We start from the raw sequence: 13,244 nt of genomic DNA, 5'->3' as shown, positions 1-13,244 counted from the left end.
AATACTTCCATATCAAAAAAACCGCCTTATAGGCGGTTTCTTATTTCTGGTTCAGCTTAATCTACTTTCGCACCATAAGAGCGTACAAATAGAACCGCTTGTTCGCGATCCAAACGCACACCTTTAATATCCAATGATTTCAGATCGATTCCTTCCAGGTTAGCGCCTCTAAGGTCGGCCCCTTGCAGCTTGGCTCTGCTTAAAACTACTCTTGTGAGATCACAGTCTCTCAGATCTGCTTTCGTAAAATCCGTATCCGTAAAGTCAGCTTCAAAGAAACGAATTCCTCGCAAATCCTGTTTGCCCAATCGGGTATGTCTCAGATTCGTATAAGACCAATCACCCTGACTTAGAGTAATACCATCCATTTGTGCACCTGAAAAGTCCGATCCAGTCATCTTGCAGGAAGTGAATTTGGAAGCAAAAAGATTAGCACCGCCAAATAAACAGTTTTCAAACGCCGATTCTCTATGGATGGAGCCATTCATGGAAGCACCTTTAAAGTCACACTCGATAAAACGGCAGTTGCTTGTCTCGATTTCTTCCATCGAAGCGTTCATAAAGGTACACTGTTTGAAAACACAGCTGATTAGTTCTCCATAACGCAAGTCACGTCCTTCAAAATGCACACCTTCATACTCCTGATCCTTATATTGATACATCACGTACACCTCATCTTGTAGATTATCATGTGTTCACCATTAAAGAGCTTTTTATAATATACCATACGGCTGTCAAGTACCTGCTTAAACGTCTGCAAAAGTCAAGTTACTTTTTTCTAAAAAACGTAGCTACTTCTAATAAAAAAAACCGCGAAAAACGCGGCTTTTTGGCTCCATAAATGTGTTTAGCTAGTACTTCAATCGGATATGAACAGGGATGCGAAACGATACATCTCCCCCCTTGTCTCTATGCTCGTCTTGGTTTTGTTTTTCTTCTTGCACAATCCACTGTCTGCCAACCAACAATTGCAGCAACTCGATCTCTTGTAAGGTCAGGTGAATATGTTTCAGTGACAGTTCATTCTGGATATAATCCTGTTCTACCTTGAGATCAAACCGGAAATAGAGCAGTCTTTTCAGGGCGTTAATATGCAAAAATTTGAATTCATAGACTCTGCTTCGTATGGCCTCTTCCCAGTTGTCTCCAACTTCAGCTGCTGTGTCCAGTCTCTCCTTCATATCCATCGTTGGTTCCTTAATCTTGGATAACAACGAAGAGAAGTCTTTTCTCTGCAAATAATCAATGATTAATTCGCCCGGTTCACCGCTCGTCAGCACATTTTCCACGAACAGAGCTACAGGAATGGATAGTTGAACACGGCTCATACTCCACCCTCTCCATCTCTGAGGTATTGATTAAACCAGGCATTTACCTGTTCAAAGCTATCCACGCGCAGCGAGGGTTTTCCGCTTTTGAGCAAAGTATGATTGGAGCCTGGATATCGAATCAGTTTAGTCGTTTTTCCAAATCGTTTTAACGTCGTATATAACTCCTCCGCTTGTCCGATCGGTGTACGATAATCTTGCTCTCCATGCATAATCAGAAGTGGTGTTTCAATCTTGTGCGCATGAGCAAGGGGAGAACGAGACCATAACATATCTGGATGTTCTGCCGGATTGCCGCCTATTACGCCCTCCACATAAGAGATTCCAATATCACTTGTTCCATATAAGGACAACCAATTGGATATACAGCGCTGCGTTACTGCCGCCTTAAACCGATGGGTATGAGCAACGATCCAGTTGGTCATGACACCTCCGTAACTGCCCCCACCTATACCAAGACGTGTTTCATCCAGAAAATCATATGTTGCCAGTGCATAGTCCACCGCCTCAAGCAGATCTCGACAGTCTCCCCCGGCAAAATCTCCGCGGCAAGCTCTGGCGAATTCCTGCCCGTACCCCATACTTCCTCGGGGATTCACCCATAGGACGGCATACCCCTGTGCAGCAAGTGTCTGCATTTCGTGGCTGAAGATGCCTGTATACATGGCATGCGGTCCACCGTGAATCTGTAAGATCATCGGCACTTTCGTATCCGATTTCTGCAGAGCCGGCTTCACTAACCAACCCTGGATAGGCCATCCGTCTGACGAAGTAAACTCGACACGTTCAGGTACATTGACTTCCAAACCTGCCAAAAATTCATCGTTGCGCCGGGTGAGTCTGAACATAACACCACTGTTAATATCCACACGGTACAGTTCTCCAGGGTGATCCTCAGTCAATGTACCAATGACCAGCGTCTTACCATCAGGTGACAGGGTATATTGATATACATCCTTCTCCCCGCTTCCCGTAACGGATTGACAATGCCCATCCTCGGTGAATTGATACACGTCCACATTTCCACCCCGGGTACCCAATATATATGCCGTAAGTTGCGCATGATGGTCATCCATCAGTGGCGACGGGGATGGACTTGCCGATTTCATGTCCCCAAGTGCTGCGTTCCCCAACTGCATATCGACATCAGGTGCCAGCTGCTTTGGAATACCTCCACTACTCGGCACTTCATATAGTCTATTGTGACTTCCACTGCCATACTCTCGGTCGCTGGCGATCAGAACCAGCTGCTCTCCGTCGGGTGAATAGGCGAACTGGCTCACCTGAAGACTGGAATTCGTTACTCTATACTGCTCGCCGCTTGCCAGCTTCACGGTATGTACATCTGCAAAGTACAACAGATCCGCATCCGCCCCCTCATCCTGTACCTGCTTGGAAATGAAGGAAATAGCCTGACCGTCTGGCGACCAGACCGGAGCAGTAACATTCCATGATCCGGTTGTGACCTGTGTGATGTTTCCACTTCCAATCTCATATACAAACAGATGGCTATTCAGACCATCCCACCAGCCGGAGCCTTCCGCCTTGGGTGTCGTACGTTCAAACACCTTGCCGCGCAGGGGAATTACCCTAGGTGGTTCTTCTGTCTTTGATTCTTTGTCTACCATCGCTTCTTCTTTGCCTTCCACAACTTTACTTGTAAATGCAATATATTGCCCATCCGGAGACCAGACAAATTGTAAAAGCTTGCGCTCAGGCGAGATGAGATTTATAGCCTTTGTATCACCTGAGACAAGGGTCCACAACCCTTTACCCCCACTTTCCAATCGTAAAAAAGCGAGCTGTGTTCCATCTGGTGACCAGGAAGGAGATGAATCCTTTACTCCGTCAGTAAGCGGCTTGTCCCTACTGCCATCAAGTGAAACGCCACGAATTTGCGTAATATATTCATTTTTCTGCTGATCAATCGTCTGTTCAACATACGCCACCTGACCATCCTGATTGATTACAGGCTGGCTAATCCAGCGGTAATGATATAAGTCCTCTGGCAAGATCGGTCTTTTATTCATGTCCATGGCTCTCCTCTCCGTTCTTCTTATTTCTTGTTTGTATCCGTACGTGGATCAAGTACATCGCGCAGCCAATCTCCCAGGAAAATGACACCTAGAACCGTCAGGGTAATTGCCAATCCAGGGAAAGTTGCCACCCACCAGCTTGTTGCTACATATTGTCTTCCATCACTGAGCATACCTCCCCAGGAAATGTCAGGTGGCTTAATGCCCAGGCCCAGGAAACTGAGCGAAGCTTCCATTATGATCGTGGTCCCAACATTCATACCGCAGATCACGATAAAGGAAGATAAGATATTCGGCAGAATGTGTTTTAGAATCAATCTCCCATTCTTGGCACCGATCGATCTTGCAGCGTGAACAAAGTCCCGTTCCTTGATACTTAACACTTCACTGCGGACCACACGGGTGAAAGGAACCCAGTTCGTCACACCGATAACCAATATCAGTGTCGTAATCCCAGGCCCCACAATAGCCATCACAACGAGCATAAACAGAATGGTAGGGATGGCCATGAATGCATCACCCACGCGCATAATAACTGCATCCAGCCATTTTCCGTAAAATCCGGACAAGAGACCAAGAATGGCACCGATGATTCCGGACACGATGACTGCTCCCATTCCTACGATTAATGAAACACGCGCACCATATACGATTCGGCTCCACATGTCCCTGCCCAGATTATCCGTACCCAGCCAGTATTCAGCCGTTCCCCCATTAAGCCAAGCTGGCGGTTTAAGACGATTGATGGGATTCACTGCACCAGGGTCATGACTCGTTAACAGAGGTGCCCATATGGCGATTAACACAACCAACAAAACGAGCACAGCACCAAATATTCCGGTCTTGCTGACGATCAGTTGTTTCCAGATATAGCGAAGTCCTGTTGGTGTACGTACATTCTCATGTTCCTGTGCACCCGGCATTGGCATTTCATTGCTGCCTGTCATCGATTGCACCTCCTTCTAATCGTATTTAATGCGTGGATCAAGCAGTCGGTAGGCCACGTCCGTCAGAATATTCGTTACAACCACGATAAACGCAATAACAAAAACAGCTGCCTGTACAATCGCCATGTCATGGGTGTTGACTGCAACAACCAGCAACTGACCCAGCCCGGGCCAGGAGAATACCGTCTCCGTAATCAATGTCCCACCAATCAAGCTTGTAAACTGCAAACTCATAATCGTTACGACCGGAATCAATCCGTTACGAAACGCATGTTTGCCAATCACGACCATCCTTCCAAGCCCCTTGCTTCGTGCTGTACGGATGTAATCCTGACTCAGAATTTCCAGCATGCTAGAGCGAATCAGACGAGTCATCTGAGCAGCAAGCCCGACCCCTAATGTAAAGGCAGGCAATATCAGATGTGATACTCCGCCGCGGCCAGATACAGGCAAAACTCCCCACATCACGGAAAATAACAAAATGAGCATGATGCCCATCCAAAAGTTCGGCATAGCTTTACCAATGACCGATATCCCGGAGATGATCAGATCGGTAAACGTATTACGTTTGACTGCTGAGGCAACTCCAAGCGGTACAGCCATAACAATGGCAAAAAACATCGCTGCAACAGCCAGTTCAAAGCTGGCCGGTAATCGTTCCAGTACAAGCTGTAAAGCAGGTTCTCCATAACGGAAGGATTGACCAAAGTCTCCCTGCAAAGCGCTGCCAAGGAACTTCATATACTGTGTGTATAACGGCTGGTCCAATCCGAGTGCCTGCGTTAATACAGCGCGGTCTTCAGCAGTTGCTGTTTCGGGCAGCATCAGAGCAACCGGGTCACCCGTGACGCGGACTAATATAAATACGATTAGTGAAACAATGAACAGGACCGGAATAACCTGCAGTAGTGACTTAAGTACATATTTGCCCATTTCTCTGTCCACCTCCTTCTAAAAAAGAACGACAGGAACGTGGTACAGTCCCTGCCGTTCTCGGCTTATCCTTGTCATAACAGGTTGTTCTGTCTGATGTTACTGTGCAGGTGTAATCTCGTCAGCATAGAACATTTCATCGCTGCGCGGCTCGAAGTTCACACGGCTATCGGTACCATATACCCCTTCCATCTGGTACAAATACACAGCTGGGCGATCTTCAGCAAGAATTTGCTGTACTTGCTGGTACTCTTTCTCCCTGGATGCCGGGTCCATGTTAACCAGTGCGGACTGAAGCAATTTCTCCACTTCCGGATTGTTATAATCCGACTCTCCTTTGGCCTCGTCCAACATGTACCGATTGTAGTTATTTGAAGCATCAAAGAGGGAATTACCAATTCCAATCATGAAGATTTCCTTGAATGATTTGGAACTGTAACGTTCACTGAAAGCACTTGGTTCAAGCACGTCCAGATTAATTTTGAAGCCCACTTGCTCCAGCATCGCTGCCACAACTTCGGCAGGCTCTTTGTACTGTGAGGATACCGAGATGGTCATCTCCGCTTCACCTTCTGCATAACCTGCTTCCTGTAACAGCTGCTTCGCCTTCTCTTGATCATAAAGTGATGTTTGGTACAACGAAGGATCTGCCCCAAAGTTACCAGGTGTTACGGATGTGCGAGTCACAATACCTGCACCTCCGGCAATGCTGTCTACAATGCCCTGCTTGTCGATTGCCAGATCAATAGCCTCCCGAACCTTCGGATCAGCTGTGACACTGCCCTCTGTTTGGCGGAAAATCAACTGAAGTACACGCTGAATCGGCGCTTTGACAATCTTCTTGTCTGCTTCTCCTTCAATGCGGGCAATATCTGTCGACGGAATGGAAGCTGCGATATCAACACCACCTGCCAGCAGTTCAGATACACGTGTGGAAGCTTCGGGGATGACACGGAATACAACCTCATTCCATTTCGGTTCACCATCGAAGTAATTTTCATTTTTCACAAGTTCGACGCGATCATCTTTTGTCCATTTACTAAACTTATATGGACCTGTGCCAACAGGTTGTTTCAGGAATTTATCAAACCCATTATCCTTAATATATTTGGCAGGCAGAATGCCAGCCCCCATCTTGGACAGACGATTAAGCAGCAACGGATCTGGTCCGTCGGTAATAATATCTACCGTATATTCATCGACCACTTTCACTTCTACAATGTTTTTGAAGTAGCTGTTTTGTTTCAGAGTGCTGTCTTTGGCTACGCGCTCCAGTGTATACTTCACATCTGCTGAGGTGAATGGATCACCGTTATGGAAGGTCACTCCTTCACGCAGCTTGAAGCGCCATGTGGTGTCATTCACTTGCTCCCATGTAGTTGCGAGACCTGGAACCTTCTTCTGTTCACTATCATTTTTGATTAGATAATCAAATACGTTGACCAGCACCGCTTCACTGGATGTATTATTGTTGTTGTGCGGGTCAAAGCTCTCAATATCCGTAGCAGCTGCGATGGTAAGCGTAGTGCTGGCAGAAGAACTACTGCCAGATTCACTTGATGCTGAATTGCTATCCGTGCCAGTGGTCTTGCCACCGCAAGCGCTCAGCACCAGTACTACAGCCAATAATGTGATCCACATGCCAGTCCATTGTCTTTTTTTCATTTTCCATGCTCCCCCTCAGAAGTTGTGTGTCTTGCCAAAAATTCAAGCGCTACGGCGGACAGCATGCCCACACCATATGGCATGACCGCCTCATCCAGATCGAACATCGGATGGTGAAGCGGATAACGAGTTCGCTCTTCCTCGTTTCCTGAACCCAATCGGAAGAAAACACCCGGAATCTGTTCACAATAGAATGCGAAATCTTCTCCACCCGTGGATGGTGGAATACTGCTCCATCCCTTCGCCCATTCGAGTCCGTCAACGGTCTCCGTCAGCAGGTCAACCATACCCAGATCGTTAACCACTACGGGGTAACCATCGCCATAGATGACCTCGTGACCAGCCCCGAACGAACTGCACACCCCACTTACGACCTGTTCAATCAAGGCTGGCATGCGTTCACGAATGGCTGGAGAGAGTGTTCGAACCGTGCCGATCATCTCAACCTCCGGTGCAATTGCTGTTCCCATGTAGCCCCCGGTGATTTTACCAATCGTTACCACAACAGGCTCCAGCGGGTCTACCATACGACTAGCCAGATTCTGTAGTGCAGTGATGACCTGAGCAGATACAGCAATGGCATCGATACCTTCATGCGGCCTCGCAGCATGTCCACCCTTGCCAAGTACCCGAATTACCAGACGGTCTGCCGAAGCAAACGCTACGCCTTTGCTTACCCCGACGGTACCCGTATCTTGTCCTGGAGTCATATGCAGTCCTGCGATCGCGTCCACCTTCGGATTTTCAAGTACTCCATCCTGAATCATGGCACGTGCACCTGCCAATCCTTCCTCCGCAGGCTGGAACACAAATTTGATGTTGCCCGACTTCGGTCGGCCGAGGCTCGTTAGCAGCTCAGCCGCTCCCATCAGAATGGTTGTATGGGCGTCGTGCCCGCACAGATGCGCCTTGCCTTCTACTTGGGAACTGTACTCAGCCGACTTCTGATCCTGTATAGGCAATGCGTCCATATCTGCCCGAAGTGCAAACGTGGGGCCCTCAGTCTCTCCCCTCAGCAAACCTACCACTCCGGTTTTTCCGACATTGCGCGTTACTTCAAGACCCAGGCTTTCCAAATGTTTGGCTACGATCTCTGACGTTCTGAACTCCTCATAGCCGATTTCCGGATGGCGATGAAAATCTCTCCGCCAGGCAATGAGTTGGGGCTGCAATGCTTGTGCGAGTTGATATAGTTGTGATTGGTCCATTAGTTCTCATCCCCTTTTTTATCATCCGATTCTGATACCAGTCGCGCATAGATCGCATCAGCCGAGAATTCAATATGTCTTTTCATTGTTTCCCGGGACTTGATACTGTCATGTGCTTTCAGTGCTTCAAGAATCTCCATATGTATCCCATGATTGACGGAGCGGATTCGGTCATCATATGGCATCAGATCCAATGCCGGATTAATTTTTGTTCTGATCTGTCTCACAGCGGCCTCACAGTAAGGATTCCCAGAAGCCTTGGCAATGGTTAGATGGAACTTCACATCCAGAGCCCGGAACCATTCCCTTGTACAATGAGGTTCAATGCTTTGCTCCATATAAGCTTCCAGCAGCTCAAGCTCGCCTGCAGTAATCCGCTCAGCAGCCAGAAAAGCCGCTTCCGGCTCAATAATGGTTCGGTATTCAAACACTTTCAGCATCTGTTCCCAATCCCGTTTAATTTCTTCTCTTGTGCGTTTATGAGAATTGGCTGTCAAAGGCAAGACAAAAGTTCCACCCTTAGCTCCCACGCGTTTCTCAATCAGACCCTTGTCTTCCAGCGTGGATAACGCCTCACGTACCGTAATGCGACTCGCATTAAAAATCTCGGCCAATTCTCGTTCAGAAGGAAGCTGTTCTTCACTCATTAATTCTTTTAGTATGATGGCTTCCTCCAGTTGTTCTCTAATAAATTCACTGACCTTTTTGGTAGATACTTTTTCAAAACGAAATGAAAACGTACTGGACATGTGAACACTCCGATCTGTAAATGGTCTAGACCTTATACCATTAATATAATTCCGACTAAACAGATATGCAATACTTTTTTTGATGATTTTATAAATAGTTTTCAACTCGGCCCGTTTTCCAAACAAAAAAAGATGCATCTGCATTAGACAGACACATCTTTTTAGTTTGAATTATCCCCTCTATAATCCCTTATCTGCATATGATCTGAAATCTTCCGTAACTGCTAACCGTTTGCTTCCTTCCAGGTAAAAGCTATCATCTGCTCTCCAGGTATGACTTTTTTTATTTTGTCTCCGGTGATACACATAGTTATATGGTGACGTAGCATAGGTTTTGAATCCTCTTTTTCTGCATTGTCTTAGAAAGGTTACATCTTCTCCAACGGAACGATCCGTGAAACGAACCTTCTTCAATATCTCCCTTTTGAACAGAAGTGTGCCGCCTTGTATAAATTCCACATATTTATTCTTTTCTTTGGGTGATCTCACCAGCAGCGTTTTTGAAGCACCCAAGTAAACCAAACATGAATGTTTGCCCACAATATCGCTTTTCGTTCGTTTTAGTCCATTCACTTGTTCTTTCAAATAAAATGGCGAGTAGTAGTCATCATCATCAAATTTGGCGATCAACGGGAATCGGGCTCGGGTAATCCCGGCATTCAGGCTTTGTCCAAGCGATATGCTTTCTGGTACTTGATATACGCTAACATTTGCATGTTTTCGAACGCGATTTTGATATAATTGCAGATTCATGCTGTCATGATTCAAAATGATGATTAGCTCTTTTGCCTTATAGCGCTGTCGATTGTAATTTTGCAGGATATTGTCAAAGAATTGTGGCCGATTGGTACATACTATAATAGAGACACCGTTTCCCGTTTTATTTGCTGTCATGACATACCCTCTTTTCTGCACAAATATGTTTTTTCATCATACGTTCAGAAGTAGAGAATGGTATAGACGAATCGATAGCGTATAAAAGGCCAAAAAACCCTCTGTCCTCAAGATCAGGACATGGTCTTACCCCTGTCAAGTAGACAGATAAAAAAAGCTATGCTGCCAGTGCGCATCGATATTCAATCGGTGCGCGCTGTTTGAGTTTGGCTTGAAAGCGTCGGTAGTTGTAATTGTACATATAATCTTCCACGGCTTGTCGAATCTCTACTTCTGAATTACACTGGTTAAGGTACAGCTTCTCTGTCTTGAGATGCGAAAAGAAGGATTCGATGCATGCGTTATCTAGGCAGGTTGCTTTGCGAGAGTGGCTGCCCTTCACGCCGAATGCTTTTAATCGTGTGTTGTACGCCTGAGACGTGTATTGGAAGCCCTGATCCGAATGGAGCACGGCTTCTGAAACGTCTCTTTTTTGTGTCCATTGTTCCACCGTATCCAATACGAGCTGAACATCGTTCCGTTTAGACAACTGCCAAGCTACAATCTCATTGTTGAACAGGTCTTGAATCACGGACAGGTAAACAAATGTACTTCCATTCGGAATATAGGTAATATCCGTCACCATTTTTTGCTGGGGTGCTGTCGCATGAAACTGGCGCTTCAGGCGATTCGGATAAATCACAGATGGCGTATAGCTGGACTTCTTCCGCTTCTTACGAATTACCGATTGGATCGATAGTTCCCGCATGATTCGCCATACTTTCTTGTGATTAACGTTCAGACCAGCCTCCCACAACGCCGTTGTCATGCGAGGATAACCAAACTCTCGGTTTGCAAAATGAATAGCCATCATGTGTTCTTTGATCTCACGCTCACGGTCTTGTCTTGCGTCTCGCTGCGGCTGTGTTGCTCGCCATTTGTAGTAACTGGAACGGGGTATTCCTGTAATCGATAATAGGCGTGTAATGCCATGCGAGCAGCGCAATTCGTCTATGATATCGTAGTTCTCCCGTTGGCTCAGCGCTTCTCCTTTACTAGATTTGGATACCGCTTTTTTAAATAATCCACCTGTGCTTGAAGGTAATCCCGTTCTTCTTCTACACTGCTAAAGGCAGTACGAGGACGTCCTTTCATTGGATTCGGAACATTGTTTTTTCGCTCATCAAACACTTCCCCGTTTTTCCATTTTTTTACCCACACCTTCAGTTGTGAACAGTTTCGAATTCCTTCGCGATCAGCGACCACTTTGTAACTTGAAGAACCTTCGACATAGGATCTAACTGCATTCAATTTAAACTCTTCGGTATACGTCTGAAATGTTTGTCCTTTTTTGGCCATAAAAATATCCCCTCCAAGTGTCACTTGAACCCTCATGATAACATGAAGGTTTTTTCAAGTGTCTACTTAAAGGGGATAATACCAGACAAAGGGTTTTTAAATTCATTCTAGGCTTGATTGGATTCGTTCATGTAAACGGCTTTACCTGTGCGAGCAGACTCATAGAGTGCCTCCAGGATCTGTGAAACTACCAAAGCCTGTTTAGGTGTTACAACCGGCTCCAGATCTTTATCGATCGCTTCGATCCACTTTCTCATCTCTACATCCGGTGCACTTTCACTCTTCCCATCGTAGAAAGCGACACCGCCTGCACTCAGTTCAATTTCGTTGGTGTACAAACGGCTGAATTTCTCACCATTGATGCGCAAACCATTCTTCATATCCGCACCCGCTTCGCTTCCGCTCAAGCTGCATTTCGCTTCATCCACATCCAGTGAATTGAGCGCCCAGCTGGACTCCAGCATAATTGTCGCGCCATTCTCCATTACGATCATACCAAAAGCGGAATCTTCAACCGAGAATTTCTCCGGGTCCCAAGGGCCCCATGCATTGGCTGCATTTTCTCTTTGTGAAAGCTCGTGATACGTTGTGCCCAGAACAACCTTCGGTTGATAGTTATCCATCATCCAGAGTGTCAGGTCAAGTGCGTGTGTACCGATGTCAATCAACGGTCCGCCGCCTTGTTTCTCCTCATCAAGGAAAACACCCCAAGTCGGTACCGCTCTTCTTCTAATCGCATGTGCTTTGGCAAAGTAAATCGAACCCAGTTCGCCAGCTTCACACATCTGCTTCAGGTATAAGCTGTCTTCTCTGAAACGGTTATTGTATCCGATAGTCAGTTTTTTACCAGTACGCTCCGCTGCTTCAAGCATTTTTTGCGCTTCAGCAGAAGTCTTGGCCATTGGTTTTTCACACATAACGTGTTTTCCGGATTCCAGTGCAGCAATCGAAATCTCTGCGTGAGAGATATTTGGCGTAAGAACATGAACAATATCAATTGTCGCATCCTGAAGTAATTCTTGATAATCCGTGTATACCTGTGCTTCGGCACTACCATACTTTTCTTTGGCTTCTTCGGCACGTTCCTGAACGATATCGCAAAAAGCAACCAGTTCAACATTATCAAGCCTGCTCAGACTTGGCAGATGTTTGCCGTTTGCAATCCCGCCACAGCCAATAATCCCTACACGATACGTTTTACTCATATCTAATCACCCTCACTTTTGGTTTGGTTGTTTCATTTTACGGAAAGCCGATGGGGTCATCCCCAGACGCTTGCGAAAAACAGCATGCAAATAATTCGCATTGGTAAACCCTGAAGCCAGGGCAATTTGCTCGATGGAAACATTACTTTCTTCCAGATTGCGGCATACCGCGCGCAGGCGGATATCCTCCAACACACGGCTGAAAGGCATTTCCGGTTGAACCTGATAAAAGATGCGTTGCAGTTGTCTGCTGCTAATATGCAGCTTCTCCGCTACATTCTCCAGCGTTACTGCCGAAGGATGATTTGCCTCCATATACTGAATGGCATAATCGTACCTGTACACCGACATGTCTCGCACGGGAGCTTCCGCCCGATTTCCTCCGATATCGTAGGCTCGGACAGTCTTCAGCAGAATACTGATTACCTGCTGCTTAATAGACGTGTAATATCCGATCAGTTTTCGGTCACAAGCCTCATAGGCTTCCAAGAAGCAATTCATGGCGCGATGATAATCATGTACCGGAACAAGCGGAAGTGTTCTAAGCTTTTCGATCGTTTCCTCTGATTCTGCTGCCTCCCACGGATCTACACCCTCTCTGGGATGTTCGATGATATCCACGTGTAGGCATAATTCATCCATGGCCTCTTGTGAATCCGCCTCCTGATAATGAACAAGACCCGGGCCCGTTAAATACAGCATGCCTTCAGAGAGCGGATGCATCTCATCCCCCAGAATGACTTTCCCTTTCCCTCTAGGGATGAAATGTAACTCGAATTCTGCATGGTTATGAAAATCAACGATTCTGCCTGCTGGAAAAGAAGTCAGATGAAATCGCAGTACGCGTATTTCGTAGTGCCCCCACAGAATCGAGACATCCAGCCTTTCCAGGATATCCTGTCGTTCAAGCATCTTCTCAAAAGGATATCGGCTCAATGCGG

Annotated in this window: 13 protein-coding genes; all 13 read right to left on the bottom strand. The window is 46.5% G+C overall.

Going from position 1 to position 13,244, the window contains the following annotated elements:
• Window positions 1–56: 56 nt before the first annotated feature.
• Complete coding sequence (locus RS891_RS14170; RefSeq protein ID WP_076288368.1) at window positions 57–662, bottom strand: pentapeptide repeat-containing protein; 606 nt, start codon at window positions 660–662, stop codon at window positions 57–59.
• 189 nt (window positions 663–851) lie between these two features.
• On the bottom strand, window positions 852–1,328 hold the full coding sequence (locus tag RS891_RS14165; RefSeq protein ID WP_315795661.1) for a hypothetical protein: 477 nt from the start codon (window positions 1,326–1,328) through the stop codon (window positions 852–854).
• Window positions 1,325–3,358: a prolyl oligopeptidase family serine peptidase gene (locus RS891_RS14160; RefSeq protein ID WP_315795659.1), complete on the bottom strand. Its 2,034-nt coding sequence runs from the start codon at window positions 3,356–3,358 to the stop codon at window positions 1,325–1,327. The genes RS891_RS14165 and RS891_RS14160 overlap by 4 nt, the downstream gene beginning before the upstream one ends.
• 26 nt (window positions 3,359–3,384) lie before the next feature.
• Window positions 3,385–4,287: an ABC transporter permease gene (locus RS891_RS14155; protein ID WP_315796317.1), complete on the bottom strand. Its 903-nt coding sequence runs from the start codon at window positions 4,285–4,287 to the stop codon at window positions 3,385–3,387.
• Window positions 4,288–4,326: 39 nt separating this feature from the next.
• Window positions 4,327–5,244, bottom strand: a complete 918-nt coding sequence (locus tag RS891_RS14150; RefSeq protein WP_063565206.1) for an ABC transporter permease — start codon at window positions 5,242–5,244, stop codon at window positions 4,327–4,329.
• 99 nt (window positions 5,245–5,343) lie between these two features.
• Entirely contained in the window at window positions 5,344–6,909 is a 1,566-nt protein-coding gene (locus RS891_RS14145) for an ABC transporter substrate-binding protein (protein WP_113054964.1), read from the bottom strand.
• Window positions 6,906–8,117: a M20 metallopeptidase family protein gene (locus tag RS891_RS14140; RefSeq protein ID WP_315795656.1), complete on the bottom strand. Its 1,212-nt coding sequence runs from the start codon at window positions 8,115–8,117 to the stop codon at window positions 6,906–6,908. Before RS891_RS14140 ends, RS891_RS14145 begins: the two co-directional genes overlap by 4 nt.
• The gene (locus RS891_RS14135) at window positions 8,117–8,866 is read right to left on the bottom strand and encodes a FadR/GntR family transcriptional regulator (RefSeq protein WP_113054966.1); all 750 of its coding nucleotides are present in this window, start codon (window positions 8,864–8,866) and stop codon (window positions 8,117–8,119) included. Before RS891_RS14135 ends, RS891_RS14140 begins: the two co-directional genes overlap by 1 nt.
• Window positions 8,867–9,046: 180 nt before the next feature.
• Entirely contained in the window at window positions 9,047–9,760 is a 714-nt protein-coding gene (locus tag RS891_RS14130; RefSeq protein WP_113054967.1) for a glycosyltransferase family 2 protein, read from the bottom strand.
• A 157-nt stretch (window positions 9,761–9,917) separates the two neighbouring features.
• Complete coding sequence (locus RS891_RS14125; protein WP_315796316.1) at window positions 9,918–10,754, bottom strand: IS3 family transposase; 837 nt, start codon at window positions 10,752–10,754, stop codon at window positions 9,918–9,920.
• A gap of 23 nt (window positions 10,755–10,777) precedes the next feature.
• The gene (locus tag RS891_RS14120; RefSeq protein WP_315793342.1) at window positions 10,778–11,098 is read right to left on the bottom strand and encodes a transposase; all 321 of its coding nucleotides are present in this window, start codon (window positions 11,096–11,098) and stop codon (window positions 10,778–10,780) included.
• 107 nt (window positions 11,099–11,205) lie between these two features.
• Window positions 11,206–12,303 (bottom strand): Gfo/Idh/MocA family protein, encoded by a 1,098-nt coding sequence (locus RS891_RS14115; RefSeq protein ID WP_113054968.1) that lies wholly within the window; start codon window positions 12,301–12,303, stop codon window positions 11,206–11,208.
• A 12-nt stretch (window positions 12,304–12,315) separates the two neighbouring features.
• On the bottom strand, window positions 12,316–13,239 hold the full coding sequence (locus RS891_RS14110) for an AraC family transcriptional regulator (protein ID WP_246318147.1): 924 nt from the start codon (window positions 13,237–13,239) through the stop codon (window positions 12,316–12,318).
• Window positions 13,240–13,244: the final 5 nt, after the last annotated feature.

It is taken from the genome of Paenibacillus sp. BIC5C1, from assembly GCF_032399705.1.
Taxonomy (GTDB): Bacteria; Bacillota; Bacilli; order Paenibacillales; family Paenibacillaceae; genus Paenibacillus; species Paenibacillus taichungensis_A.
This window is presented reverse-complemented; position numbering and strand designations above follow the sequence as displayed.

Coding starts and splice junctions, on each gene's coding strand:
- RS891_RS14145 (WP_113054964.1), bottom strand. CDS start 6,909: ATGAAAAAAAGACAATGGACTGGCATGTGGATCACATTATTGGCTGTA.
- RS891_RS14120 (WP_315793342.1), bottom strand. CDS start 11,098: ATGGCCAAAAAAGGACAAACATTTCAGACGTATACCGAAGAGTTTAAA.
- RS891_RS14115 (WP_113054968.1), bottom strand. CDS start 12,303: ATGAGTAAAACGTATCGTGTAGGGATTATTGGCTGTGGCGGGATTGCA.
- RS891_RS14150 (WP_063565206.1), bottom strand. CDS start 5,244: ATGGGCAAATATGTACTTAAGTCACTACTGCAGGTTATTCCGGTCCTG.
- RS891_RS14160 (WP_315795659.1), bottom strand. CDS start 3,358: ATGAATAAAAGACCGATCTTGCCAGAGGACTTATATCATTACCGCTGG.
- RS891_RS14135 (WP_113054966.1), bottom strand. CDS start 8,866: ATGTCCAGTACGTTTTCATTTCGTTTTGAAAAAGTATCTACCAAAAAG.
- RS891_RS14130 (WP_113054967.1), bottom strand. CDS start 9,760: ATGACAGCAAATAAAACGGGAAACGGTGTCTCTATTATAGTATGTACC.
- RS891_RS14170 (WP_076288368.1), bottom strand. CDS start 662: ATGTATCAATATAAGGATCAGGAGTATGAAGGTGTGCATTTTGAAGGA.
- RS891_RS14140 (WP_315795656.1), bottom strand. CDS start 8,117: ATGGACCAATCACAACTATATCAACTCGCACAAGCATTGCAGCCCCAA.
- RS891_RS14165 (WP_315795661.1), bottom strand. CDS start 1,328: ATGAGCCGTGTTCAACTATCCATTCCTGTAGCTCTGTTCGTGGAAAAT.
- RS891_RS14155 (WP_315796317.1), bottom strand. CDS start 4,287: ATGCCGGGTGCACAGGAACATGAGAATGTACGTACACCAACAGGACTT.